Genomic DNA, 24,521 nt, shown 5'->3' with positions numbered 1-24,521 from the left:
ATGTCAATCGACGACGACGTAGCGCTTCTCGAGCGTGTCCCGACACTGCGCCTGTTGGGAGACGCCTCGTTGCGCATGCTGGCGATCGGTTCCGAGCAGCGTGACTTCGTCCGCGGTGACGTCCTGTTCGATCTCGGCGACGCCGCCGATGCCGGCTTCGTGGTCCAGCGCGGCGCCTTCAGGGTCGAAGACGGCGCCGGCGCCGAAATGATCGCCGGCCCCGGCTCGCTGATCGGCGAGCTCGCACTGGTGGTGCCGATGAAGCGGCCATCGCGTGCGATCGCGCTGGAGCATTCCTCCGTCATCCGCGTCGCACGCAGCCTGTTCCAGCGCGTGCTGGAGAGCGACCCCGCCGCCGCCGTGCGCCTGCGCGACGAATTCGCGGTGCGCTCCAGCCAGATCGCCAGCGATATCCTGATGGCCGGCGCGAAGCTGACGTCTTGAGTCTCTTTGTTGTCATTCCGGGGCGCGACGAAGTCGCGAGCCCGGAATCCATTCATCCACCGGATGTGTCGCCAGATGGATTCTCAGGTGCGCAATTGCGCACCATAGTTGGCGCTGCGCGCGCCCCGGAATGACAGCGGGGCTACACTTCCAGCGTCACCGTCACAGGCACGTGGTCCGATGGCCGCTCCCAGCTCCGCGCATCGCGCAGGATCTTGAAATCGCTGACTGCGTCCTTCAGCGCACGCGAGACCCAGATGTGATCGAGCCTGCGGCCGCGATCGCCGACGGTCCAGTCGGCGGAACGATAGCTCCACCACGTATAGACCTTCTCCGACATCGGGATGCGCTCGCGCGCGACGTCGATCCATTCGCCGGCGGCAATCGCCGCCTTCAGCTTCTCGGTTTCGACGGGTGTGTGCGAGACGACTTTCAGAAGCTGCCTGTGCGACCACACGTCGTTCTCGTGCGGGGCGACGTTGAGGTCGCCGACCAGGATGTGGCGGTCATCGCCGCGCGGATGCAGCGGCTCGCACGCCTTCATCTCGTCGAGGAAGCGAAGCTTGTGGTCGAACTTCTCGTTCAGCGCGGGATCGGGAATGTCGCCGCCGGCGGGCACGTAGAAATTATGCAGCACCAAAGGCTTTGCGATGCCCGCCTTCTCGCCGAACGACACCGAGATGTGGCGCGAATCCACCTTGTCGCAGAAGGTGCGGATGTCCTTGGACTCGAAGGGAATCTTCGAGACTATGGCGACGCCGTGATAGCCCTTCTGCCCGTTCAGCGCGACGTGCTCGTAGCCGAGCCGCTTGAAACGCTTGAGCGGAAAGGCGTCGTCGATGCACTTGGTCTCCTGCAGGCACAGCACCTCCGGCCGCGCGCTCTTCAGGAATTTCGCGACCAGGTCGATGCGCAGCCGCACCGAATTGATGTTCCAGGTTGTCAGGGAAAGACGCATGGGGACGATCTAACAAACTCCATCCGTCATGGCCGGGCTTGACCCGGCCATCCACGTCTTTTTGTCGGAGCCAAAAACGTGGATGCCCGGGACAAGCCCGGGCACGACGGTGATTGGAGCGGCCATGCTATCTCAACCCGGCGACGGGCCGTAATTGGTGAAATCGATCTTGAACATGTTGGGGTCGAGCTTCTTGCTCGAATCCAGATTGTAGACCGCGATGGTGGTGTCGTAGCCCTGCGGGTCGGTGACGGTCCACTGCTTGAGCTGTCCGTCCTTGGCGCCGAACATCAGGAGCAGCCGGCTGGTGCCGACCAGCGCCTGCTTCTCCTCGATGGTGACGCTGACGAAGACGTCGTCGGCCGAGACGCCAACGACGTTGGTGTCCTTCATCAGGTCGATGCGATCGGACAGCAGAAAGCGCAGCGGCGTCTGCGACAGCGGATAGATGTCCTGGGTCGCGAGCTTGCGGTCGCGCACCACCAGCGAGGATCCGTCGGCGACGATGTCGATCGGGCTCGGCGCGTCATATTCGAAGCGCACCTTGCCGGGCTTCTGGATGTAGAAATCGCCCTGTGTCTTGCTGCCGTCGGGGCCGACCTGGACGAAATTACCAACCAATGTCTGAAGCGACGACAGATAGGCGCTGACCTTGGCCGCCTGCGCTTTCTGGTTGGCATCGAAGGTCTGGAAGATGCTGGTCGGCACGTTGCGCCGCGGATCCGGGATGACCGGATTCGGTGGCGCCTGCGTCGCGCCGGTCACAGCGGGCCCACCGGCCGGCCCGCCGTCGCTGCGGCCCTTCGGTGCAGGCTTCGGCACCGGGACGGTCTGCGCGAACGACGTCGCAGTCACCATCGCGGCGGCGACGAGAAGCAGACCGGCCACGCGTGCGCTTCGCGCGGCGATGGTGGCGGCGAATCGAATGTCCGGATGTCTGATCAATACGTCGTCCTGTATGGCTGGGCGCCCTTTTAGCGTGATTTCTGGCAAAAGCAGATATCGATTCTGCGTGAAATGATGTTCAGAGGCCCTTCGCCTCACATATGGCTGTCTTCTTCCTCGACCAGAATCTCGCGCTTGCCGGCGTGGTTGGCTGGGCCGACGATGCCCTCCAGTTCCATGCGCTCCATCAGTGATGCGGCGCGATTATAGCCGATTTGCAGGCGGCGCTGGATATAGCTGGTCGAGGCCTTGCGATCGCGTTTGACGATGGCAACCGCCTGCTGGAATAGATCGCCGCCGCCATCCCCGCCCATGCCGGTCGCGTCGAACACGGCGCCGTCCTCGTCCTCGGCCGGCTCCTCGGCGGTCACGGCTTCGAGATATTCCGGCTGACCCTGCGTCTTGAGGTGACGCACCACCTTCTCGACTTCCTCGTCGGAAGCGAAAGGTCCGTGCACGCGGCTGATGCGGCCGCCGCCGGCCATGTAGAGCATGTCGCCCTGGCCGAGCAGCTGCTCGGCGCCCATCTCGCCGAGGATGGTGCGGCTGTCGATCTTGGAGGTGACCTGGAAGGCGATGCGGGTCGGGAAGTTCGCCTTGATGGTGCCGGTGATGACGTCGACGGACGGACGCTGCGTGGCCAGGATCACGTGCAGGCCGGCGGCGCGCGCCATCTGCGCGAGACGCTGCACCGCGCCTTCGATGTCCTTGCCGGCGACCATCATCAGGTCGGCCATTTCGTCGACGATGATGACGATGTAGGGCAGCGGGTCCAGGGAGAGCTTCTCTTCCTCGTAGATCGCCTTGCCGGTTTCCTTGTCGAAGCCGGTATGCACCGTGCGCGTCGGCTCCTCGCCCTTGGCCTTCAATTCGAGCAGGCGGGTGTTGTAGCCGTCGATGTTGCGCACGCCGAGCTTGGCCATGTTCTTGTAGCGCTCCTCCATCTCGCGCACGGCCCATTTCAGCGCGACCACCGCCTTCTTGGGATCGGTCACGACGGGCGTGAGCAGATGGGGAATGCCGTCATAGACGGAGAGCTCGAGCATCTTCGGGTCGACCATGATCAGCCGGCACTGGTCCGGGCGCAGCCGGTAGACCAGGCTGAGGATCATGGTGTTGATCGCGACCGATTTGCCCGAGCCGGTGGTACCGGCGATCAGCATATGCGGCGTGCGGGCGAGATCGATGATGACGGGGTCGCCGCCGATGGTCTTGCCGAGGCACAGCGGCAGCTTCGCAACCGTGTCGGTCGCCTCCTTCGCCACCAGCAATTCGCGCAAATAGACCTTCTCGCGATGCGCGTTCGGCAGCTCGATGCCGATGGCGTTGCGGCCGGGCACGACCGCGACGCGCGCGGACAGCGCGCTCATCGAGCGGGCGATGTCGTCGGCAAGCCCGATCACGCGCGAGGACTTGATGCCGGGTGCCGGCTCCAATTCGTAGAGCGTCACGACGGGACCCGGATTGGCCTTCACGATCTCGCCGCGCACGCCGAAATCCTGCAGCACGCCTTCGAGAGAACGGGAATTGGTCTCCAGCTCGGCCTTGCTGAGCGGCTGGCGGTCGCCGGCTTTCGGGGCGGCCAGCATCGAGACGGAGGGAAGGTCGAACTTGTCGGAGGACTTCCTGGCCGCGGCCTTCGGTGCAGCCTTCTTGCGCGGCGCGCGCGAGGCGGGCTGTTCCTCTTCCTCCTCCTCGTCTTCCTCTTCTTCGTGCTCGTCCTCGTAATCCTCGGCTTCGGACTGCGGCGAGATCGGGGGCGCGGCGCGGCCGCCGCCCAGATTCGGCTCCTGGCGGCTGAATGCAGCGGCCTTGGTCTTCGGTCCACTCGAGACCAGCGAGCGGTAGGCGGCGCCAAGCAGCCAGATCAGCCGCGCCTTGGTGCTCATCAGCGCGTGGAACAGCCAGCCCAGCGACACCGAGCCGCGATCGCTCTCCTCGTCTTCGTCGAGCGGCTTGTCGTCATCCTCGATCTCCGCGAGCTCGTCATCCTGCTCGCGGGCGCCAAGGCCGCAGGCGATCAGGAAGGTCACTGTCATCGCGGCGAACAGGATCATGCCCAGCACGATGCGATAGATCGTGCCGGCCGGTCCGAAGATCACTGCCGGCGCGCGTACCAGCGCGTCGCCGACCACGCCGCCGAGGCCGGTCGGCAGCGGCCACGCGCCGCCATGCGGCCAGCAGCTGACGAAGCCCGCCGCGATCACCGTGCAGAGAATCCAGCAGCCGAGCCGCAGTGCTTCGCGGTCGAACGGGCGATGGGTCATCATGCGCCAGCCCCAGACCGCAACCGTCAGGACCAGCATGATCGCGCCGAGCCCGAGGATCTGCATTGCGAGGTCCGCACCGATCGCGCCGGCATAGCCGAGAATGTTGCGGATCGGCCGCGAGGTGGCGTGGCTGAGGCTGGGATCCTGCACCGACCACGTCATCAGCGCGGCCGAGGCGACGCCCGCCAGCGCGATCAGGCCGAGGCCGGTGAGCTCGCGCATGCGCCGCGCCAGACCCTCGCGGATCGATGGCGGCAGATGGCCCACCAGCGGGATGACACGTTCGATTGCCGACATGCTCATGGGCCCCGCCTAACCCAGAGTCTCGACCAGGCGGTGCAGCGCCTGCGCCGTGGTCTCTCCATCCTGCACCAGTGCGAGGCGAATGTAGCCTGCACCGGGATTGAAGCCGTCGGGCTGGAGCCGGGCCAGATAGCTGCCGGGCACGACGCGCACGCCTGCTTCCTTGAAAAGTCTCAGCGTCACCGACACGTCGTCGCCGAGTGCGGACGTGTCGAGCCAGACGCAGAAGCCGGCATCGGGCCGGCGATAGCCGTAACGATTGCCGATGATCTGGTCGGCGAGATCGAACTTGATGCGGTAGAGCCTGCGGTTCTCCTCGACATGCGCTTCGTCGCCATACGCGACGGTCGCGACGTGCTGGAGCGGCACCGGCACCTGGGGCGCCGCAACGTTGCGCAGCTCCAGGAACATGCCGATGAACTTCTTGTCGCCGGCGGCGAAGCCGACGCGCATGCCTGGCAGGTTGGATCGCTTCGACAGCGACTGGAACGCGACCACGCGGGTGAAGTCGGGGCCGGCGCATTCCAGAATGCTGCCAGGAGCCTGGCGGGTGTAGATCTCGGAATAGCACTCGTCGCTGAGGATCACGAAGCCGTAGCGGTCGGCGAGTTGCTTCAATCGTTTGAAATAATCGGGCGAGGCGACCGAGCCCTGTGGGTTGGCCGGCGAAGCCAGATAGAACGCCACCGTGCGCGCCAGTGTAGCCTCGTCGATGGCATCGAGGTCGGGCAGGAAGCCGTTCTCGACGGTGGTCGGCAGATAGACCGGCTCGCAGGCCGCGGCGCGGGTGCCGGCGCCATAGACCGGATAAAACGGATTCGGCATCAGGATCACAGGCTTGCCGGGACGCGGCCCGACATAGCGCGCCGCGGTGATCGCCGCGAAGAACAGCCCTTCGCGGCTGCCATTGAGGACGAGAATCTCGCTCTCGGGATCGAGCGGCCGCGGCAGCTTGAACCGCGACGATAGCCAGGCGCCGGCGGCTTTGCGGAACGGCTCGATGCCCTTGCCGAGCGGGTAGCGGCCGAAATCGGCGATGTGCTTCGCCAGGACCGGGCCGACGAAGTCGGGCACGGGATGCTGGGGCTCGCCGACGGCAAGCGTGATCAAGGGCTTACCCGGCTGATGTGGCGCCAGCAGCTCGTTCAGCCGGATGAAGGGCGAGCGGTCGCTGTCGGGGCTTCCACCGGCCAGCGGCGCACGGGATGAAGCGGTCATAGCCATTCTGGGCGCCAGCACTCTTGGAACAGCCGGTCGCGCGAAGGCACCGGCGGGAAGCGGTTCAGTTCACCATAGATAGGGCGAGGTTAAGACGCGATTAACCATCGGCCGCCGCCTGCGTCCAGAGCGGGAATATCGAGGCCGGATCACAATGTATGTGGGGCGCTTCTGCCCTGACCTGCAAGCGGAACCAATCAAAAGAAAAAGGGGCTCCAGCTTGCGCTGGAGCCCCTCAACGGTCAGGGCATTGCCGGGTATGTGCCCGAACCGGAGTTGTGGACGCGGCCTCGATGAGACCGCGTCCCGGGAGGAGACTTACATGTTGTAGGCGCGCTCGGTGTGCTCGGTGATGTCGAGGCCTTCACGCTCGCTCTCGACATTGGCGCGGAGGCCAACGATCACGTCGACGACCTTGTAGAGGATCGCCGAACCGACGCCCGACCACACCAGCGTGGTGCAGACGGCCTTGATCTGGGCGAGCATCTGCGTGGCGAAGTCGTAATCGGCAACCTTCGGCGGGATCGCCGTGTAGTCGACGATGCCGGCGCCGCCGAGAGCGGGGTTGACCAGGATGCCGGTGCCGATGGCGCCGACGATGCCGCCGATGCAGTGCACGCCGAACACGTCGAGCGAGTCATCGTAGCCGATCGCGTTCTTCACGACGGTGCAGAAGAACAGGCAGACCACGCCGACCACGAGGCCGAGGACGATCGCGCCCATGATGCCGGAGAAGCCGGCTGCGGGGGTGACGGCCACGAGGCCCGCGACAGCGCCGGAGATGACGCCGAGCACCGAGGGGTGGCCCTTGATGATCCACTCCGCGAACATCCACGACAGCGCGGCGGCCGCGGTGGCGACGAAGGAGTTGGTCATGGCGAGGGCAGCGCCACCGCTGGCTTCGAGGTTGGAGCCGGCGTTGAAGCCGAACCAGCCGACCCAGAGCAGCGAGGCGCCGATCATCGACATGGTCAGCGAGTGCGGAGCCATCAGCTCCTTGCCGTAGCCGACGCGCTTGCCGATCAGAAGAGCGCCGACGAGACCTGCGATGCCGGCGTTGATGTGCACCACGGTGCCGCCCGCGAAGTCGATCGCGCCCATCTTGAAGATCCAGCCGGCGTCGGCGTTGATCTCGTCGAGCTTGGCCTGCGCCGCGGTCTTCGCAGCCGCATCACCCGCCTCAGCCAGGGCCTTGGCCGCGTCCTGGATCACGTCCGGACCGGGCCAGTACCAGACCATGTGCGCGATCGGGAAATAGATCAGCGTCACCCAGAGCGGGACGAACAGAGCGAGCGCCGAGAACTTCATGCGCTCGGCGAAGGCGCCGACGATGAGGGCGGGCGTGATCGCCGCGAAGGTCATCTGGAAGCACATATAGATGAGCTCCGAGATGTTGGCGTCGACGGAGAAGGTCGCTGCCTTCGTATCGGTGGTGACGCCCATCATGAAGGCTTTGGAGAAGCCGCCGATGAAGTCGGAGCCGCCGGTGAAGGAGAGGCTGTAGCCGTACACGGCATAGATCACGACGACGACGCAGACGGTGTAGAACACCTGCATCAGGACGGAGAGCATGTTCTTGGAACGGACGAGACCGCCGTAGAACAGCGCGAGGCCGGGGATCGTCATCAACAGCACGAGCACTGTCGATGTCATCATCCAGGCGTTGTCTCCCTTGTTGACCGTTGGCTCGGCGTAGGCTGCGGTCGCAGCGAACAGGCCGACTGCGAGAGCCGCCAGTCCCGCGCCATAGGGACGCTTGAACGTCATATTGTTTACTCCTGCTTGGATAAGGTTGAGCGCGAAATCAAAGGGCCGCGGCATCGGCCTCGCCGGTGCGGATGCGCACCGCATGGTCGAGGTTAATGACGAAGATCTTGCCGTCGCCGATCTGTCCGGTTTTCGCCGCGGACGTGATGGCGTCGATGGTCTTGTCGACCTGGTCGGAGGCGACAGCGACCTCGATCTTGATCTTGGGCAGGAAGCTCACGGCATATTCGGCGCCGCGATAGATTTCCGTATGACCCTTCTGGCGGCCATACCCCTTGACTTCCGTCACCGTGAGACCGTGAACGCCGATGGCGGTCAGGGCGTCACGGACTTCTTCCAGCTTGAATGGCTTAATAATCGCCATAACAATTTTCATGGGTCCTATCCCCGCTTGGGCCCGGTCCGGACGTGGCCGGGCGTTTCTCGACTGGTTCGCCACGAGGGAGAAAATTCACTACGCGGGCACAGCCGGACCCCTAGAATCAAATGCCGTGCCAGATCGGGCGTGTTGCCTAACGGATTATGAAAGCGGGTGTTTTCGAGTTCGACGGCTATTGTGGTGCAGTGCGCTATTACGTCGCGCTTAAAACGTGGTCATGCCTGCTCAAATCCAGGGCAGGACAGACTGCCGACACAATGTTGCTCACACGTCGGGCAGCAAGGAGGTAATTTCGTAGTGCAGTCCACCTATTGCAGGGCTTCACCGTGCTGCGAAATATCCAGCCCCTCAAGCTCCTGCTCACGGGATACGCGCAAGGGAACGAACAGGCCGACCAGCTTGAGTAGGATGAAGCTCACGCCCCCCGACCAGACGAAGGTGACGGCGACCCCGTAGAACTGAATCAGGATCTGCTGAGGATGGCCCTCCAGCAGGCCCGCGGTGCCGCCGATGGCGCTGGTCGCGAACACACCGCCGAGCAGGGTGCCGGTCAGCCCGCCGATGCCATGGACGCCGAACACGTCGAGCGAATCGTCATAGTTGAAGCGGTGCTTCAGCCAGGTACAGGCCCAGTAGCAGACCGCCCCGGCGATGATACCGATGACAATGCCGTGCCAGGGCGCGACGAAGCCCGAGGCCGGCGTGATGGTGCCGAGGCCGGCCACCGCGCCGGAGATCATGCCGAGCACGGAGGGCTTGCGCCGCGTCGACCATTCGATCGCGGCCCATGTCAGCGCGCCGGCGCAGGCGGCAAGATGGGTCGCGATGATCGCCATCACCGCGCGTGAGTTCGCCGAAAGCGCCGAGCCGCCGTTGAAGCCGAACCAGCCGACCCACAGCAGGCCGGTGCCCATCACCGCGAGCGACAGATCGAACGGCGAGAGATTTTCGGTGCCGTAGCCGTGGCGCCGCCCCATCACCTTGGCCGCAACGAGGCCACCGGTGCCGGCCGACAGGTGCACCACGAGGCCGCCGGCGAAATCCAGCACGCCCATGCTGGCAAGGAAACCTCCGCCCCAGACCCAATGTGCCAGCGGGATGTAGACGAAGATGAACCAGGCGACGGAGAACAGGAGATAGGCGGAGAACCGCATGCGGTCGGCGACCGAGCCCGCGACCAGGGCGACCGTGATGATCGCAAACGTCATCTGGTACAGCATGAACAGCGATTCCGGGATGGTCTTCGCCGCGGGGTTGACGCTGTCCATGGTCATGCCGGCGAGAAACCAGCGGTCGAGCGTGCCGATCCACGGCCCGTCGCCGACGAAGCAGAGCGAATAGCCGAACGCCACCCAGAGAATGGAGATCAGCGTCACCGCGGCCAGGCTCTGCGCCATGGTGGCGAGCACGTTCTTCTTGCGCACCATGCCGGAATAGAACAGCGCGAGCCCCGGGATCGTCATCATCAGCACCAGCGCGGTGGCGACGATCATCCAGGCCGTGTCGGCGGCGTTGATCCCGGAGTCGGCGGCGTGCGCCGGCAAGGTCACCACGGACACAAGCCCGATCGGCGCAGCCATGCACGCTGCGCGCCGCAACAATCCCGCCATGTCGTTTCCCCCCGGGCATCAATTGGCGTCGCACGCTGTGGCGTCGTTGCCCGGTGCGATCGAAGATTTATCAGAGCGTTTTCGAGCGAAGTGGATACCGGCTCGCGTCGAGAAAACGAGTCAGGCTGAAACCTAGAGCGCGTCGCTGTCGGTTTCGCCGGTGCGGATGCGCAGCGCATGGTCGATCGGCGTGACGAAGATCTTGCCGTCGCCGATCTGCCCGGTGCGCGCGGTCGCGGTGATCACGCTGACCGCCTTGTCGGCAACGTCGGAAGCGACCGCGATCTCGATGCGCAGCTTGGGCAGGAAGTTCACGACATATTCGGCGCCGCGATAGATCTCGGTGTGGCCCTTCTGCCGGCCGTAACCCTTGACCTCGGTGACGGTCATGCCGTGGACGCCGATCGCGGTCAGAGCCTGCCTGACCTCATCGAGCTTGAAGGGTTTGATGATCGCGACGACGAGTTTCATGGTCAGGCCTATTCCCCCGGGATGCGCTACGCCGTATGTCCTCGGCGCAGCGTCAATCTGGCATCTTTCCGGGCAAATGGCATAAAAAAGTTGCAGACTGAAGCGGAAAAACGTTTGGCCAAGGGCGGTCATGGGAATGGCCGCCTCTGTACAGGGCAACTGTTCATCATTCACAATGCATTTTTGGCATGGATGCGGTGAACCCGCGGCGGTCGGGCGGTACAAAAGAGTTTTGGGGGGGCGCTTCATGGCGAGTTGGTTCTACGCATCCGAGGGCAAGCAGCAGGGGCCTTTTCCGGAGGGCCAATTCCGCGATCTGATCGCCCAGGGTGTCGTCCGCCCGGATACGCTGGTATGGACCGAGGGCATGGCGGGCTGGCAGAAGGCTGCCGAAGTCCCCGGCCTGATCGGCGGCGGCGCCCCGCCGATGATGCCGGCCGGCGGTCCGCCGATAATGGGTTCCGGCGGCTATGCCGGCACGGGCAGCGGCGGCTCTCTGGCGGTCGATTTCGGCATCCTGGAATTCACCTGGCGCAGCATCGTCCTGCTGATCGGAATGATCTTCATCATCCCGGCGCCGTGGGTCTTCGTCTGGTACACGAAATGGATTGTGTCCTGCGTGAAGGTTCCGGGCCGGCCCAATCTCAGCTTCATCGGCGACGCGATGACGCTGGTGCCCTGGTATTTCGGCTTCATCGTTCTGGCGATCGCGCTCGGCTTCATCGGCAGCGATATCCTGAGCAACCTGCTGTTCGTCGCGCAGATCGTCCTCTACTGGCTCCTGATCAAATGGATGGTCGCGAACCTCGCCTCCAACGGGCAGCCGCTCGGCCTGAGCTTCGCCGGCACGATCTGGGCCTATGTCGGCTGGAATCTGCTGTTTGCGATCTCCATCATCACTATCATCGGCTGGGCCTGGGTCGCCGCGGCCCAGATGCGCTGGTTCTGCCGCAGCGTCGAGGGCACGCGGCGCGAGGTCGTGTTCAAGGGGAGTGGTCTCGACATCCTCTGGCGCGGCATCGTCGCTGCGATCCTGTGCAGCCTGATCATCCCGATTCCATGGGTCTATCGCTGGATCATGAATTGGTTCGCCTCGCAGACCGAGCTCGTTCCGCGCGGCTCGTTCGGAGCATGACCCAGACAGCGACCGGCGCGATCCATCGCGCCCGTGGCGCTATGCCTTCCGCTCGCGCACGGAGCCTTCCTGCGCGACGGAGGCGACCAGAGTGCCGTCAGGCTTGAAGATCGAGCCGCGGGTCAGGCCGCGGCCGCCGCGTGCGCTCGGCGAATCCTGCGCGTAGAGCAGCCATCCGTCGGCGCGGAAGGGGCGGTGAAACCACATCGCGTGGTCGAGGCTCGCCGGCATCATGCGCTTGTCGAACAGCGTGCGGCCGTAGCGCGCCATGATCGCATCGAGCAGCGAGAAATCCGAGGCATAGGCGAGCGCGCACATATGCAGCGCCGGATCGTCGGGCAGCTTCGCCGCTGTCTTGATCCAGACGTGAATGCGGCCGTCGTCGATCTTCTGGCCGAAATAGCGGCCGAGCTCGACCGGGCGCAGCTCGATCGGGCGGTCGGATTCATAGTAGCGGCGGATGAACTCCGGCATCTCCTTGAACATCGGCTGCTTCGCGACCTCCTCCGCCGTGAGCTTCTCCGGCGGCGGCACGTCGGGCATCTTGTCCTGATGGTCGAACGCGCTCTCCTCCTCGGCGTGGAACGACACCATGATCGAGAAGATCGCGTTGCCGTGCTGGATCGCGGTGACGCGGCGGGTCGAATAGCTCCTGCCGTCGCGCAGGCGCTCGACTTGGTAGATGATCGGGATCTGCGGATCGCCCGGCAGGATGAAATAGCAATGCAGCGAATGCGGCAGCCGGCCCTCGACGGTTCGGCACGCGGCAACCATCGCCTGCCCGATCACCTGGCCTCCGAACACCCGCTGCCAGCTCGTCTTCGGGCTGTTGCCGCGGAACAGGTTCACCTCGAGCTGCTCGAGGTCGAGGATCGCGATCAGATCGATCAGGCCTTTGGACATAAACACAACTCTCTGAAGTCGTCATTCCGGGATGCGCCGGAACGGCGCAGGCCCGGAATCCATAACCCCCGCTCGTGGTTATGGATTCCGGGCTCGCGACTTCGTCGCGCCCCGGAATGACACAATGGGGCTGGCCGCCCTCGTCTCACCGCACTGTTTCGCCCAGCTCAAGTCTGCTAGCAAGACCGGGAATTGACCGGGAAACTTGGTATGTCGGTACAGGGTAGCATTGTGATCGGTGGCGGCGCGTTTGCAGGGCTTGCGCTGGCCCTGGCGCTGCGCCAGGGGCTCGGGCCCGAGATCCCCGTCATCGTCGCCGATCCCGCGCTCGGGACGCGGCCGAGCCGCGACCCCCGCGCCACCGCGATCGTGGCCGCCTGCCGCCGCCTGTTCGAGACGATCGGCGCCTGGGATGCCGTCAGGAGCGAGGCGCAGCCCATCCTCGACATGGTCGTCACGGATTCGAAGCTGGAGGACGCCACCCGTCCGGTGTTCCTCAACTTTGCCGGCGATGTCGCGCCAGGCGAGCCCTTCGCGCATATGGTCGAGAACCGCCGCCTGATCGATGCGCTGGTGGTGCGGGCGGAGGCCGAGGGCATCGATCTGCGTGCGACCACCGTGGCGTCCTACGACGCGCGTTCCGACGGCATCGACGTGACGCTCGGCGACGGCAGCGTCATCGCGGCGAGCCTGCTGGTCGCCGCCGATGGCGCGAGGTCGAAGCTGCGCGAGCGCGCCGGCATCGCCACCCATGGCTGGGAGTACGACCAGTCCGGCATCGTCGTCACCGTCGGCCATGAGCGCGATCATGAGGGCCGCGCCGAAGAGCATTTCTTGCCAGCGGGCCCCTTCGCGATCCTGCCGCTGTCGGGCAAGCGCTCGTCGCTGGTGTGGACCGAGCGCCGAGCTGAGGCCGCGCGCATCGTCGCGCTCAGTGACGAGGAATTTCACAGCGAGCTCGAGCGGCGTTTCGGACTGCATCTCGGCGAGGTGAAGGCACTCGACCAGCCGCGCGCGTTTCCGCTGTCTTATTTCGTTGCCCGCTCCTTCATCGCCGAGCGGCTGGCGCTGGTGGGCGATGCCGCCCACGTCATCCACCCGATCGCGGGCCAGGGCCTCAACATGGGCCTGAAGGATGTCGCCGCGCTGGCGGAAGTGGTCGTCGATGCCGCACGGCTCGGCATGGATATCGGCGGCGCCGACGTGCTCGAACGCTACCAGCGCTGGCGCCGCTTCGACACCATGGCGATGGGCGTTGCCACCAACTCGCTGAACTTCCTGTTCTCCAACCAGTCGACGCTGCTGCGCACGGTGCGCGACATCGGCCTCGGTCTCGTCGACCGCGCTCCGCCGCTCAAGAACCTCTTCATCCGCCAGGCCGCGGGGCTTACCGGCGAGGTGCCGCGGCTATTGAAGGGCGAGGCGTTGTAGCGCGGGAGCTTGCCACGCTCTCCGCTGTCGTCCCGGACAAGCGCGCCCTAAGCGCGCGCAGATCCGGGACCCATACGCCGCAGCAAGAATTTAGCGAAGATTCGGAGTTGCCAGCCTCGCGCCACAACCACTCCCTGTGGCTATGGATCCCCGCTTTCGCGGGGATGACAGCGAGAATGTGGCGCGGCCATAGCGCCCCATTCAAGCGACGTGAGCTCAATCGATCTTGCGCGCCTCTTCCGGCAGCATGATCGGGATGCCGTCGCGAATGGGATAAGCGAGCTTGGCGCTGCGCGAGATCAGTTCCTGCTTTGCGGCATCGAACTCGAGAGGCCCCTTGGTCAGCGGACAGACCAGAATCTCCAGCAATTTGGGATCGACGCTGGCTTCGGCACGTTCGGTGGGCGCGTTCATTGGGGTCTCCGGCAGTTGGTAGACTTTAGCATAGAAATTCGCGTCCGCCCATCACGGGCCTAAGCGGCGAGCATCCCCAGGAGCTCGTCGAGCAGGGCCTGAAGCCGGGCGGCCGGCACCGGCGGGCCCGACAGGGCGAAGCCGAGAAATGTCCAGTACAGGATCTGCGCGCGCGCCTGCGCCGTCGCCGGGGTGAGGCCACGCTTGCCCAGCAGTTCCTCGATGTAGTCGAGCCTGCGGCGGTCGATTGCGCGCACCGCCCCTTGCGCCGCCGCATCGAACGCCGCCCAGTTGCGCACCGCGCGCTCGAGGTCGAGCCGCGCGCCAAACGATCTCCGCAGCAGCATCTTGAGCGGCTCGTCGCCGGCGGCTTCGACGTCGGCGATGATCTGCTCGGCTGCGATCTCGCGCCAGCGCTTCAGCACGGCGGCGTGAAACGCGGCCAGGTCGGCGAAATGCCAATAGAAGCTGCCGCGCGAGACGCCCATGGCCTTGGCGAGCGGATCGGCTTTCAGCGCCGTGAAGCCGCTTTTGGCGAGCACCTTCAGGCCCTCTTTGGTCCAGTCGTCGGCGGAAAGCTGTTCGGTCATGCCGGGCTCCAGATGGCGGCCATACACTAATGTATTGACAGCTCCGGGCAAGCAGGTGCATATATCCATACAGTACTGTACGGATGGAGCATGCCCATGCGCGACCTACTCCTGCAAAGTTCCGGCCTCGCCGCGATCGTGCTGGCGCTCATCCACGGCGTACTCGGCGAGACCAAGGTCTTCGCCCGCGCCAGCATCGAGCCGGCGCGGCTGCGCACGCTGATCCGACTGGTGTGGCAGGCCGGCACGGTGGCATGGGTCGGCGGGGGCGTGCTGCTGCTGGTTGCGCCCCGGCTGGAATCGAGCCTTGCCCGGCACTGGATCGTTGCCACGCTCGCCATCGTGTTCGGCTTTGCGGCCCTCGCCAACGCCTTCGCGATGCGCGGCCGCCATTTCGGCTGGGTCGGCATGGGCGCAGTGGTCGCGCTCGCGGTCGCCGGCTACTAGCGTTGCGCATGTCGCCCGTCAGGCGTAAGGCCGCAGCGGCGGGCTACGTTAGAACTTATCTAAAACGAACCAGGCCCGTACCCGATTGACTTCATCACCTCCTCTGCTTCCTTCGGTGCGCCCCGCGTCTCTGCGGTGCGCACACGAGAGGAGGAGATGTTCGTGAAGGTCATTCGTGTTGTTGCCATTGCACTGACGATCGGGATTGGCATGGGATCGGCGGCCATGGCCGACGGTTTCAAGAACTGCACCAAGCTCGACAAGGCGTCGTGGAAGCCGGCCAGCGAAGCCGAAGCCAAGGCCAAGGCGGCGGGCTACGAGGTGCGCCGCTCCAAGGTCGAGGGCTCGTGCTACGAGGTTTACGGCGTCAAGGAAGGCAAGCTGTACGAGCTGTTCTACAGCCCCGAAGATCTCAGCCTCAAGCACACGATCGCCAAGTAGATTGTGCACGTGGGCCCCGAAGCGAATTGGGCTTGATGAAAGCAGTGCCGGAAGAGCACGAGGTGTCCGACAGGACACCCGCGAATCGACTTGTCTCGCGGTCGGTCGCGGTCTGGGACCTCCCGCTCCGCCTCTGGCACTGGGTTCTCGCGATCTCGGTTGTGATCGCGTGGTTCACACCGACCGTGTATGACGGCGTTCACCGCATCGTCGGCTATGCGGTCATCGGCCTGCTCGCCTTCCGCCTGCTCTGGGGCTTCATGGGAAGCCGCTATTCGCGCTTCCGGATGCTCGGTGTCAGGCTGCGCGCCGCGCCGAGCTATCTGTGGAATCTGCGGCGCGGCATGACAGGCCGCTATATCGGGCTCAATCCCGCCGGCAGCTTGATGCTGGTCGCGCTGCTGGCCTCGCTCGCCATCTCGACGATCACGGGCGCCATGTCGGTGACCGTCACCTTCTTCGGCGTGTGGTGGGTCGAGGACACCCACCATTATTCATCGGACGCGGTCATCGTTCTGGTCGTGCTGCACGTGTTGGGTGTGGTGCTGATGGGGATTCTGCAGGGCGAGAACCTGATCCGCGCGATGATTACCGGGCGCAAGCGCATCCGGCATCATTCATAAAAATTTTGAAGGCCAAATGCCCTCCTCGTCATGGCCGGGCTTGTCCCGGCCATCCACGTTCTTCTGTGTGGCAAAGACGTAGATGCCCGGGTCAAGCCCGGGCATGACGGAGCTTGTAGTGCCTACAGTCTCACTGCAGCGGCGGATCGCCGCTGGTGCGCTTCTTGGCAAGGTCCATCTCGGTGACGGCGATCAGGATCTCGGCACGAGTCTTCAGGTCCGGCGCCTCCAGCATCGCCTGCTTCTCCGCCGGGCCATAGGGCGACATCATCGCCAGCGCGTTGACGAGCGCCTCGTTGGGCGCGCTCTCGACGCCTTCCCAGTCGACCTTGAGATTGTTGGCCTTCAGGAAGTCGGCCAGCACCGACAGCAACGCCTCGCGATCGACCTCCTCCTCGCCCATGCGCGCGGTGAAGTCGTCGACGAAGGCGAAGAAGTCCACCTTGCACTGCCGGTAGGCGGTCAGCACTTCGAGCTCCTCGACAATCTTGAAGCGCGCGACGCCGGTGAGCTCGAGGATGTAGCGGCCGTCGCCGGATTCGGCGAGCTGGGTGATCCGGCCGACGCAGCCGACGCGGAACAGCGCCGGCTTGTCGGAATTCTTCGGCGAATGCGCCACGTCGGGCTGGATCATGCCGATCAGGCGATGCCCGTCGCGCAAGGAATCGTCGACCATCGCGAGGTAGCGCGGCTCGAAGATGTTGAGCGGCATCTGGCCGCGGGGCAGCAGCAGCGCGCCCGGCAGCGGAAACACCGGAATGATCTCCGGGAGGTCGGCGGGCCCGCGATATTCGATGTTGATCGGCATCTGCCCGGTCCCCCTGGCGTCGCCAGCGCGCCCTTACGAAAACAGGATCGTCGATAAACGCTTGCGTCCTTCGACGGTTGCATCATCCGTGCCGCCCCAGGCCTCGAAGAACTGCACCAGCTGCTTGCGGGCGCCGTCGTCGTTCCACTTGCGGTCGCGCTTGATGATCTCGAGCAGCTGCTCGGTCGCCGCCGCGCGGTTGCCTTGTGCGTTCAGCGCGGTGGCGAGGTCGAATCGGGCCTGATGATCGAGCGGGTTTGCGGCGACTTTCTGTTCCAGCTCGGCGACCGGTCCAAGCGATTGTGCCTGCTCGGCGAGATCGATCGCGGTCTGCACGGCCTTCACGGCCGGGTCGTTGCGCTTGGATTCCGGCACCATGGCCAGCGTCTGCTTGGCCTGCTCCATCGCGCCGGAGACGGTGTAGCACTTCGCAAGGCCGGCAAGTGCCGCGATATTGGTCGAATCATGCTGGAGCGCCTCGGCATAGATCTGCGCCGCCGCCGCCGTGTCGCCCTCGGCGAGCACCGCGTCGGCTTCCTGCACGATCTCGGCGACGTTGACCTCGCCCGGCGCGGTGACGCCCTTGGTCAGCCGCTCGATGAAGGCATTGACCTGGCTCTCCGGCACCGCGCCCATGAAGCCGTCGGCCGGCTGGCCGTTGACGAAAGCGATCACGGCCGGGATCGACTGGATGCCCATCTGGCCCGGGATCGCCGGATGCTGGTCGATGTTCATCTTGACCAGCTTGACCTTGCCCTTGGCCGCCTTCACAGCCTTTTCCAGCACGGGGGTGAGCTGCTTGCAGGGGCCGCACCACTCCGCCCAGAAATCGATCAGCACCGGCTGGCGCTTCGATTCCTCGATGACGTCCTTCACGAAGGTCTGGGTGGTGGTGTCCTTGATCAGGTCGGCCGCAGCCGGGCCTGCCGCTCCGTTACCCTGGTCGATGATCGTCACGGGATTCCCTCGTCATGTCTGGAATGACGGCTCTTTAGCACGCCGCCACATCATATGCTCGTTGTCGGCACCTAAATTGGGCCGGGGCGGCCGAATTTCAATCCAGGCGGCCAGATTCGCCGGTTCCGGGGTCCTTTCGGGCGGTTCGGTCGTTTTCAGGCTCAAATGGGGCCCCGATTGCAAATCTATGCCGCCGGTAGCTGTTGCATTCCCCTCCCGCTTTTGGCATACGACAGCCGTTGCCGGCGCGTCATGCGACCGACACAGGATGCGGGTGTAGCTCAGTGGTAGAGCACGACCTTGCCAAGGTCGGGGTCGAGGGTTCGAGCCCCTTCGCCCGCTCCAATTTCTCTTGGCAGATTGAGATGTTCACTGCCTGTTCAGGCGATTTCTGGCTTACTGCCAATATTTCATCCCGATCGCGTCAAATTGATCCGGAACGAGCTTGTCCTTGTAGGTTTTGTAAATAACCGTAGATTATCCCTCAGGGTTACTTGGAGAATGTGGAGTCTGAAGATGAAGACAGCTCAGATATTCATGTTTGCTATTGCACTTGCGCTCTGCTTCCAGAGCATTGCGATAGCGAAGACGATTTAAGCAAGACGGTATATTGCCCTAAAGCTACCTGCTAGCTTTAGGGTCCGAGGGTTTTATCTGCCCTCTTGCGTCGGTCCAGTCGCACGCGCTGCCAACCCTATTAGCAACAGCTCCGACGAGTTGGCGAAGTCGGATCTCTTGAGCCTTGTCAGCATTGATGCTTTTTATCGTCGGCTGTATCCAGCGGTCGGCTTCGTTGATGTAGAAGAGAGCCGTATTGCAGTTCTGGACGCTCGGGCGATTGTTATTGTCGAGCAAGACTGCAGTTAGAGCCATCGCAACGCTGGCTTCCCACATAAAGTCGGGGTCAATCGGAGCGAGAAACACTCGTTTGCTCTCGAGACTGTTCAACGGAGTCTTCGGTAAGCCGTCAACGTCGAGGCTTGGGACACCCAACCTCGCTTGCAACATCGACAAAAGCTTGCTTGCCGCCTTCATCCAACTTTGACGATGCCCCTCCGGCAGTGTCTCTCCAGCCAGATCGCGCTGAACGTAAATATCGACTTCGGCAGTCAACGTCGCAAAAAGGTTTCTAAGATAGATGTCGTAGATATTCGTCATCTTTTCTTTTTCGGATGCTTTCGCTGCGTAGCTCGCGCCCATCGATTCGAGCTCGCTCAATCGCTTCTCGCTACGGCCCATCATGATCTGAACTCCACGAGTGGCGTATTCAATTTGCTCTCTTACGAGATCAAGCGGTAGCGATCCGATACTGTTCAATGAGGAATCTGTAACCTGATAGTAGAGATTGATGATTCCAGGCGTAATCAGTTCATCTTGAAGCGGAAAGCCGTCCAGCATATTGAGCAGGAAATCAGCCTTCTCGCGTGGTCCGGAAATGAGCGATATCAGGTCCGCCACGGCGCTGGTGAGGTAAGGTTCAAAAACTATCAATGAGACAATTGCTGGCTTCTTGTCCCCACCCGGCACATTGGCAACAGCCCTGACGTAGTGACCAAAAATCTGTGCGGAAGCTTCCTCGATACTCAGGGCTTGCAGATCGCCCGTCAGACGGAATTGGTGTGAGGGCGCTACTCCAGACATGCAGCTTGGATTCAAGCTATACGCACGGTCAACAAAAGGGGCAGAGCGGTCGCGTAACGCCGCAAGAAACCACCTGAGTGAATCAGCTCGAACGAAGGAGCTATCACGATGGACCTGCAGGAGAAAGCCCTTCCATGCGCCTGCGTAAGCTGAAAGGTCGGGATCATGAATTGCCACCGGGAGCGAATGCACCTTTTCAAGGCAAAGTATAGATGAAAGGACTGGATCGACGTAGTGATCAAACAGCAAAGCTGTTATCTCGCCGGTGTCGTGCTGAAACGTCGTTTCGTCAGCTTCCTGGTCGATCTTCTCTCCAGCTCCTTCCTTTTGCAGAAACGCTCCTTGGGAACCAGTCAGGAGCCGGCGAGCCAATCCCCTTTCAGAGGTCGGCGATAGAAATTGGTCTCTGAAGTTTTTGTATTGGTCGACCGAAAGCTTGGCTCGAAAGTCCGTCAAATTTAGACGTGCGTCCCTCAAGGAAAGCGGGCCGCGATCAGCGAACGTCGCTTCGAGAGTCCCGAATTTGAATGATCTCAAATATTGCAGAAGATCCGGGCGTACTGCGAAGAGACCGACTGCGATCAACCCGATGGCCACCGCGCTTTGCAACGCCCAAGCCGTATTTTCCTTGTCGCCGATGACGGCTTTGCCAAGTCGATGCGCAAACCGGCGCAAGGGCCATTGATATTGTCTGAAGGCGATGCCGCTCAATATTCCTACAATCAGCGCCTGCACGCGAATGCCGACAAGGTAGGACTTTAGGACGAGCATATACTGCATGAGCTGGGCTTGGTCGGTCGCCGCGGCGAAGACGATAACGAGTAAAGTTAAGATGACTGCTCGCGTAAGCCTCCAGCCCGTAGCTGCCACAGGAGGTCGTCTTAGATTATCGCTGTCATTCTGAGGCTGAATTCTTGGCGGCCAAAGTTTCGCCAGGGCGATCTTTACGGCCCCTATCACGGCTTTCGTGATGGCACATAGGATGGCAGTCGGACCGGCGCTCAAACCGCGCGACCAGCGCTCACGCCTCCAAACACGATAGAATGCCCAAATAATCCACCCAAGAAAAACGCCGGTGAGCCACCACGCGACTAAAAACATTTTTGCACCCCAAAATGGATGCAATCTTAGTATAGGTTGGAACTGTCTTACAACCGTTCTCGCGACTAGTCCGCGATCATGACCGGTGTCAGGATTCTAGATGACAATTCTCATTACGGGCAGTGCCGGCCACCTCGGGGAGGCCATCCTGCGGACGCTCCGCGCGCGCGGCTCGGCTGCGCGCGGGGTCGATCTGAAGCCATCGCCCTTCACCGACGCCGTCGGCTCGATCGTCGATCCCGGCTTCGTGCGGGAGCAGATGGACGGCGTCACCGCCGTCATCCATACCGCGACGCTGCACAAGCCGCATGTGGCGACCCACTCCAAGCAGGATTTCGTCGACACCAACGTCACGGGCACGCTCAACCTGCTCGAGGCGGCCGCGGCGGCGGGCGTGAGGAGCTTCGTCTTCACCAGCACCACCAGCGCGTTCGGCTCGCAGCTCCGCCCCGAGGCGGGGCAGGCCGCGGTGTGGGTCACCGAAGATCTGCCGTCCATCCCGAAGAACATCTACGGCACCACCAAGCTGATGGCCGAGAGCCTCTGCGAGCTGTTCCTTCGCGAGCGCGGTTTGCCGGTGGTGGTCTTGCGGACCTCGCGCTTCTTCCCCGAGGATGACGACGATCCGGCTATGCGGTCGGCCTACGCGCTCGAGAATGCCCAGGCCAACGAGCTGCTCTATCGCCGGCTGGATATCGCGGACGCCGTGAGCGCGCATCTGCTCGCCGCCGAACGCGCGGCCAGAATCGGCTTCGCCCGCTACATCGTCTCGGCCACCAGCCCGTTCGAGCAGCGTCATCTCGCCGCGCTCGCGCGCGATGCGGCGGGCATCGTGCGCGAGCTCTATCCGGAGTGCGCGCGGCTCTATGCGGCGCGCGGCTGGCGGCTCTTCCCCGCGATCGACCGCGTCTATGTCAACGACCGCGCGCGGCGCGAGCTGGGCTGGCGGCCCGAATTCGACTTCGCGCATGTGCTGCGCAGCCTGCAAGGCGACCGCGATTTTCGCAGTGCGCTGGCCCGCGAGATCGGGTCGAAGGGCTATCATGACACGGTGTTCGACGACGGCCCCTACCCCGTCGCCTCGTGAGCGCCGCGATCGCCATTTTGCTCGACGCTTCAGATGTCTGGCCGGCGTCGCCGGGAGCGCGCCCGTCTGAGCCGTTCTACTGTGCATGGGGTTGTTTTCGCATTTTTGCATGAGCCACGCCTCGTGCCGCGCGCAAACGATCCGCGCGCCATTTTGATTCCGCGCTGCAGCGAGAGCGTTGTCGTCGCTGCGTTCGCCCCTCATTGACATTCCGTCTCAATTTTTTCGGAGCGCGAACGCGGTGCAGGCGGCGCGCTTCTCACCGTTCGCAGATGTGCTAACCTTTTTGCGTCTGTCGTTCTGACGGACCCAAGACTTCGTCTCTCGACTGGCAAAACCAAAATAATGCGCAGCCCTGACGGCTGCCTTAGGGGAGTGACGCGATGAAATTCCATCGATCCGTCTTTCAGTCCGTTCTGGCGCTTGCAGCGTTTGCCCTTCTCGCGGGGACCAGCGCCGGCAATGCGCAACAGCAGGATAAGAGCAAGCCGCTGAAGAAATACGAATCCGGCACCAAGGAGTTCTGGACCCATCCGCCGGACGACTGGTTCCTCGGCGACGAGACCGAGGCGCAGAAGGGCCTCGCGCCGCCCTCGGGCCCGCCGACCGGCGCCTCCGACGCCGAGCTCGCCAACATCGTCAAGAAGATCAAGCTGCCGCCGGGCTTCAAGATCGAGGTCTACGCCTCGGGCGTGCTGGCCGCGCGGCAGATGGCCTGGGGTGACAAGGGCACGCTGTTCGTCGGTTCGTTCGGCCTCGGCAACGTCTACGCCATCAAGGACAACAACGGAAAGAAGGAGGTCAAGACCGTCCTCAAGGGCCTGAACATGCCCACCGGTCTCGCCTTCAGGGACGGCGCGCTCTACGTCATCGCCGTCGACAAGCTGATCCGCTACGACAACGCCGAAGCCAATCTCGACAATCTCGGCCAGGGCAAGGTCGTCTATGATGACATGCCCTCCTATGCCGCGCACGGCTGGAAATACATTGCGGTCGACAAGGAGGGCTGGTTCTTCCTGCCGTTCGGACCGCCCTTCAACATCGGCATCCCGCCGACCAGCGTCTCGCAAATCCGCCGCGTCGATCCCAAGACCGGCAACGCCGAAATCTGGGCGCTCGGCGTTCGCAACTCGGTCGGCGGCGACGTCGATCCGCGGACCGGCAAGCTCTGGTTCACCGAGAATGCCCGCGACTGGATCAGCGATGACCTGCCCTCGGACAAGCTGAACATGATCAACAGGATCGGCGAGCATTTCGGCTATCCCTATTGCCACCAGGGCAATCTGCCTGACGACAAGTTCGCGATGGGCCACAAATGCTCCGAGTTCACACCGCCCGTGCTGAATCTCGGCGCCCATGTCGCTCCGCTCGGCATGAAGTTCTATACCGGCGACCAATTCCCCGCCGAGTACAAGAACAACATCCTGATCGCCGAGCATGGCTCCTGGAATCGCCACAAGTACCAGGGCGCGCGCATCGTGCGCGTGATCGTCGGGCCGGACGGCAAGAATCCCAAGCGGGAGATCTTCGCCTCCGGCTGGCTCGAGGGTGACCAGGGCTATCTCGGACGTCCCAACGACATCATCCTCGCCAAGGACGGGTCGATCCTCGTCGCCGACGATTGGGCCGGCGCGATCTACCGCATCAGCTACAGCAAGAAGTAGCGCGCAACACGATGTGAGGCTGCGACCGCGCGATGGCCGCAGCCTCTTTGCTTGATGCGGCGTGCTCGCCGCGGAACAGGTTCGTCATGCCCGGACTTGATCCGGGCATCCATCATACGAGAAACCCTCTGCAACAGGGATGGATTGCCGGGTCAAGCCCGGCAATGACAGCTGGAGAAGTCAGCCATGCGGACCATTCGGTTCGGAATTCTATCTGCGACGCTACTATTCGTTCCGGCCCAGGCCGCTGACAATGCCGCGATCAAGGAGAAGGCCGCCGTCTGCTCGGGCTGCCACGGCGAGAACGGCATCTCGCAGACCGAGAACATCCCCTCGCTCGCCGGCCAACCCGATCAATTCCTGCAATGGCAGCTGGTGTTCTTCCGTGCCGGCTCGCGCAAGAACGAGCAGATGCAGCCGATCGTCGAGGAGATCACCAACGAGGACATCCGCAATCTCGGCGCCTATTTTTCTTCGCTGCCGCCGCCGAAGAGCGCCGAGGACGGAGATCCGGACCTGTCGAAGAAGGGCGCGCAGGTTGCCGCCGGCCGCCGCTGCGCTTCATGCCACACGGACAGCTATGCCGGCACCAAGGCGGTCGCGCGGCTCGCGGGGCAACGCGAGGAATATCTCGTCAAGGCGCTGCACGACTACAAGGCCGGCCAGCGCGTCGGCGGCGGCGTCGCCGCGATGGCGGACGTCGCCTATCACATGAGCGACGAGGAAATCACCGCCGTCTCGCATTATCTGGCGTATTTGAAATAGCGCGGAGCTGTTTCGGCAAACTCCACTGTCGTCCCGGACAAGCGAAGCGCAGATCCGGGACCCATACCCACAGGACGTTGTCTTGCGATGACTCGAAGTGGGAGCATCGCCTCGCACTGCCGCCTGTGGCTATGGGTCCCGGGCTCGCG

General features: G+C 63.5%; 23 protein-coding genes and 1 tRNA gene. 10 read left to right on the top strand and 14 right to left on the bottom strand.

Annotated elements, in window-relative coordinates; genetic code table 11:
• Complete coding sequence (locus IVB23_RS20785; protein WP_061880060.1) at positions 1–444, top strand: cyclic nucleotide-binding domain-containing protein; 444 nt, start codon at positions 1–3, stop codon at positions 442–444.
• A gap of 142 nt (positions 445–586) precedes the next feature.
• On the opposite strand, the gene IVB23_RS20780 is transcribed toward IVB23_RS20785, so the two are convergent.
• The 8 genes from IVB23_RS20780 to IVB23_RS20745 form a co-directional block, all read right to left on the bottom strand.
• Positions 587–1,402, bottom strand: a complete 816-nt coding sequence (locus tag IVB23_RS20780; RefSeq protein ID WP_061880061.1) for an exodeoxyribonuclease III — start codon at positions 1,400–1,402, stop codon at positions 587–589.
• A gap of 132 nt (positions 1,403–1,534) precedes the next feature.
• On the bottom strand, positions 1,535–2,290 hold the full coding sequence (locus IVB23_RS20775) for an outer membrane lipoprotein carrier protein LolA (RefSeq protein WP_247804942.1): 756 nt from the start codon (positions 2,288–2,290) through the stop codon (positions 1,535–1,537).
• Positions 2,291–2,442: 152 nt separating this feature from the next.
• Positions 2,443–4,920, bottom strand: coding sequence for a DNA translocase FtsK (locus tag IVB23_RS20770; RefSeq protein WP_247799845.1), 2,478 nt, complete (start codon positions 4,918–4,920; stop codon positions 2,443–2,445).
• A 9-nt stretch (positions 4,921–4,929) separates the two neighbouring features.
• Positions 4,930–6,144 carry an aminotransferase class I/II-fold pyridoxal phosphate-dependent enzyme gene (locus IVB23_RS20765; RefSeq protein ID WP_197965032.1) on the bottom strand — a complete coding sequence of 405 codons (1,215 nt, stop codon included), beginning with the start codon at positions 6,142–6,144 and terminating at the stop codon, positions 4,930–4,932.
• Between the two features lie 312 nt (positions 6,145–6,456).
• On the bottom strand, positions 6,457–7,905 hold the full coding sequence (locus IVB23_RS20760; protein ID WP_197965033.1) for an ammonium transporter: 1,449 nt from the start codon (positions 7,903–7,905) through the stop codon (positions 6,457–6,459).
• 37 nt (positions 7,906–7,942) lie between these two features.
• Positions 7,943–8,281 (bottom strand): P-II family nitrogen regulator, encoded by a 339-nt coding sequence (locus IVB23_RS20755; protein ID WP_008142813.1) that lies wholly within the window; start codon positions 8,279–8,281, stop codon positions 7,943–7,945.
• Between the two features lie 311 nt (positions 8,282–8,592).
• Positions 8,593–9,894 (bottom strand): ammonium transporter, encoded by a 1,302-nt coding sequence (locus IVB23_RS20750; protein WP_247799844.1) that lies wholly within the window; start codon positions 9,892–9,894, stop codon positions 8,593–8,595.
• A 132-nt stretch (positions 9,895–10,026) separates the two neighbouring features.
• Positions 10,027–10,365 (bottom strand): P-II family nitrogen regulator, encoded by a 339-nt coding sequence (locus tag IVB23_RS20745; RefSeq protein ID WP_028176997.1) that lies wholly within the window; start codon positions 10,363–10,365, stop codon positions 10,027–10,029.
• Positions 10,366–10,612: 247 nt separating this feature from the next.
• Here IVB23_RS20745 and IVB23_RS20740 point away from each other — a divergent pair, with 247 nt between their 5' ends.
• On the top strand, positions 10,613–11,500 hold the full coding sequence (locus IVB23_RS20740; RefSeq protein WP_247799843.1) for a DUF4339 domain-containing protein: 888 nt from the start codon (positions 10,613–10,615) through the stop codon (positions 11,498–11,500).
• Positions 11,501–11,539: 39 nt separating this feature from the next.
• Here the strand turns inward: IVB23_RS20740 and tesB are convergent, their stop codons facing one another.
• Positions 11,540–12,403: an acyl-CoA thioesterase II gene (gene tesB / locus IVB23_RS20735; RefSeq protein WP_247799842.1), complete on the bottom strand. Its 864-nt coding sequence runs from the start codon at positions 12,401–12,403 to the stop codon at positions 11,540–11,542.
• A gap of 210 nt (positions 12,404–12,613) precedes the next feature.
• On the opposite strand from tesB, the gene IVB23_RS20730 reads away from it, so the two are divergent.
• Entirely contained in the window at positions 12,614–13,834 is a 1,221-nt protein-coding gene (locus tag IVB23_RS20730) for a ubiquinone biosynthesis hydroxylase (RefSeq protein WP_247799841.1), read from the top strand.
• 216 nt (positions 13,835–14,050) lie between these two features.
• On the opposite strand, the gene IVB23_RS20725 is transcribed toward IVB23_RS20730, so the two are convergent.
• Positions 14,051–14,248, bottom strand: coding sequence for a Trm112 family protein (locus IVB23_RS20725; protein ID WP_028177001.1), 198 nt, complete (start codon positions 14,246–14,248; stop codon positions 14,051–14,053).
• Positions 14,249–14,307: 59 nt separating this feature from the next.
• Complete coding sequence (locus IVB23_RS20720) at positions 14,308–14,838, bottom strand: TetR/AcrR family transcriptional regulator (protein ID WP_247799840.1); 531 nt, start codon at positions 14,836–14,838, stop codon at positions 14,308–14,310.
• Between the two features lie 96 nt (positions 14,839–14,934).
• On the opposite strand from IVB23_RS20720, the gene IVB23_RS20715 reads away from it, so the two are divergent.
• The 3 genes from IVB23_RS20715 to IVB23_RS20705 all read left to right on the top strand — a co-directional run bounded on the left by IVB23_RS20715 (position 14,935) and on the right by IVB23_RS20705 (position 16,349).
• Positions 14,935–15,285 carry a hypothetical protein gene (locus IVB23_RS20715; protein ID WP_061880069.1) on the top strand — a complete coding sequence of 117 codons (351 nt, stop codon included), beginning with the start codon at positions 14,935–14,937 and terminating at the stop codon, positions 15,283–15,285.
• 162 nt (positions 15,286–15,447) lie between these two features.
• Complete coding sequence (locus IVB23_RS20710) at positions 15,448–15,726, top strand: PepSY domain-containing protein (protein WP_061880277.1); 279 nt, start codon at positions 15,448–15,450, stop codon at positions 15,724–15,726.
• A gap of 35 nt (positions 15,727–15,761) precedes the next feature.
• Positions 15,762–16,349, top strand: a complete 588-nt coding sequence (locus IVB23_RS20705) for a cytochrome b/b6 domain-containing protein (protein ID WP_247804941.1) — start codon at positions 15,762–15,764, stop codon at positions 16,347–16,349.
• A gap of 130 nt (positions 16,350–16,479) precedes the next feature.
• Here the strand turns inward: IVB23_RS20705 and IVB23_RS20700 are convergent, their stop codons facing one another.
• Both IVB23_RS20700 and trxA read right to left on the bottom strand, forming a co-directional pair.
• Positions 16,480–17,157, bottom strand: a complete 678-nt coding sequence (locus IVB23_RS20700) for an LON peptidase substrate-binding domain-containing protein (protein WP_061880070.1) — start codon at positions 17,155–17,157, stop codon at positions 16,480–16,482.
• A gap of 33 nt (positions 17,158–17,190) precedes the next feature.
• Positions 17,191–18,114 carry a thioredoxin gene (gene trxA / locus IVB23_RS20695; protein ID WP_061880071.1) on the bottom strand — a complete coding sequence of 308 codons (924 nt, stop codon included), beginning with the start codon at positions 18,112–18,114 and terminating at the stop codon, positions 17,191–17,193.
• A 270-nt stretch (positions 18,115–18,384) separates the two neighbouring features.
• Between trxA and IVB23_RS20690 the strand changes: the two genes are divergently transcribed.
• Positions 18,385–18,459: transfer RNA gene (locus IVB23_RS20690), tRNA-Gly, on the top strand.
• A gap of 276 nt (positions 18,460–18,735) precedes the next feature.
• Here the strand turns inward: IVB23_RS20690 and IVB23_RS20685 are convergent.
• Entirely contained in the window at positions 18,736–20,856 is a 2,121-nt protein-coding gene (locus IVB23_RS20685) for a hypothetical protein (protein ID WP_247799839.1), read from the bottom strand.
• A 100-nt stretch (positions 20,857–20,956) separates the two neighbouring features.
• Between IVB23_RS20685 and IVB23_RS20680 the strand changes: the two genes are divergently transcribed.
• The 3 genes from IVB23_RS20680 (at position 20,957) to IVB23_RS20670 (ending at position 24,372) form a co-directional block, all read left to right on the top strand.
• Positions 20,957–21,943: an NAD(P)-dependent oxidoreductase gene (locus tag IVB23_RS20680; RefSeq protein ID WP_247799838.1), complete on the top strand. Its 987-nt coding sequence runs from the start codon at positions 20,957–20,959 to the stop codon at positions 21,941–21,943.
• Positions 21,944–22,326: 383 nt separating this feature from the next.
• Positions 22,327–23,607 carry a PQQ-dependent sugar dehydrogenase gene (locus IVB23_RS20675; protein ID WP_247799837.1) on the top strand — a complete coding sequence of 427 codons (1,281 nt, stop codon included), beginning with the start codon at positions 22,327–22,329 and terminating at the stop codon, positions 23,605–23,607.
• 186 nt (positions 23,608–23,793) lie between these two features.
• Positions 23,794–24,372 (top strand): c-type cytochrome, encoded by a 579-nt coding sequence (locus IVB23_RS20670; protein WP_247799836.1) that lies wholly within the window; start codon positions 23,794–23,796, stop codon positions 24,370–24,372.
• Positions 24,373–24,521: the final 149 nt, after the last annotated feature.

Source organism: Bradyrhizobium sp. 191 (assembly GCF_023100985.1).
In the GTDB taxonomy this organism is placed as follows: Bacteria; Pseudomonadota; Alphaproteobacteria; order Rhizobiales; family Xanthobacteraceae; genus Bradyrhizobium; species Bradyrhizobium diversitatis.
This window is presented reverse-complemented; position numbering and strand designations above follow the sequence as displayed.

Excerpts from the sequence above, each read along its gene's own strand:
- IVB23_RS20760 (WP_197965033.1), bottom strand. The coding sequence starts at position 7,905 with ATGACGTTCAAGCGTCCCTATGGCGCGGGACTGGCGGCTCTCGCAGTC.
- IVB23_RS20670 (WP_247799836.1), top strand. The coding sequence starts at position 23,794 with ATGCGGACCATTCGGTTCGGAATTCTATCTGCGACGCTACTATTCGTT.
- IVB23_RS20730 (WP_247799841.1), top strand. The coding sequence starts at position 12,614 with ATGTCGGTACAGGGTAGCATTGTGATCGGTGGCGGCGCGTTTGCAGGG.
- IVB23_RS20770 (WP_247799845.1), bottom strand. The coding sequence starts at position 4,920 with ATGAGCATGTCGGCAATCGAACGTGTCATCCCGCTGGTGGGCCATCTG.
- IVB23_RS20720 (WP_247799840.1), bottom strand. The coding sequence starts at position 14,838 with ATGACCGAACAGCTTTCCGCCGACGACTGGACCAAAGAGGGCCTGAAG.
- IVB23_RS20745 (WP_028176997.1), bottom strand. The coding sequence starts at position 10,365 with ATGAAACTCGTCGTCGCGATCATCAAACCCTTCAAGCTCGATGAGGTC.
- IVB23_RS20685 (WP_247799839.1), bottom strand. The coding sequence starts at position 20,856 with ATGTTTTTAGTCGCGTGGTGGCTCACCGGCGTTTTTCTTGGGTGGATT.
- IVB23_RS20765 (WP_197965032.1), bottom strand. The coding sequence starts at position 6,144 with ATGGCTATGACCGCTTCATCCCGTGCGCCGCTGGCCGGTGGAAGCCCC.
- IVB23_RS20715 (WP_061880069.1), top strand. The coding sequence starts at position 14,935 with ATGCGCGACCTACTCCTGCAAAGTTCCGGCCTCGCCGCGATCGTGCTG.
- IVB23_RS20680 (WP_247799838.1), top strand. The coding sequence starts at position 20,957 with ATGACAATTCTCATTACGGGCAGTGCCGGCCACCTCGGGGAGGCCATC.
- IVB23_RS20705 (WP_247804941.1), top strand. The coding sequence starts at position 15,762 with ATGAAAGCAGTGCCGGAAGAGCACGAGGTGTCCGACAGGACACCCGCG.
- IVB23_RS20750 (WP_247799844.1), bottom strand. The coding sequence starts at position 9,894 with ATGGCGGGATTGTTGCGGCGCGCAGCGTGCATGGCTGCGCCGATCGGG.
- IVB23_RS20700 (WP_061880070.1), bottom strand. The coding sequence starts at position 17,157 with ATGCCGATCAACATCGAATATCGCGGGCCCGCCGACCTCCCGGAGATC.
- IVB23_RS20755 (WP_008142813.1), bottom strand. The coding sequence starts at position 8,281 with ATGAAAATTGTTATGGCGATTATTAAGCCATTCAAGCTGGAAGAAGTC.
- IVB23_RS20780 (WP_061880061.1), bottom strand. The coding sequence starts at position 1,402 with ATGCGTCTTTCCCTGACAACCTGGAACATCAATTCGGTGCGGCTGCGC.
- tesB (WP_247799842.1), bottom strand. The coding sequence starts at position 12,403 with ATGTCCAAAGGCCTGATCGATCTGATCGCGATCCTCGACCTCGAGCAG.
- IVB23_RS20740 (WP_247799843.1), top strand. The coding sequence starts at position 10,613 with ATGGCGAGTTGGTTCTACGCATCCGAGGGCAAGCAGCAGGGGCCTTTT.
- IVB23_RS20725 (WP_028177001.1), bottom strand. The coding sequence starts at position 14,248 with ATGAACGCGCCCACCGAACGTGCCGAAGCCAGCGTCGATCCCAAATTG.
- IVB23_RS20675 (WP_247799837.1), top strand. The coding sequence starts at position 22,327 with ATGAAATTCCATCGATCCGTCTTTCAGTCCGTTCTGGCGCTTGCAGCG.
- IVB23_RS20785 (WP_061880060.1), top strand. The coding sequence starts at position 1 with ATGTCAATCGACGACGACGTAGCGCTTCTCGAGCGTGTCCCGACACTG.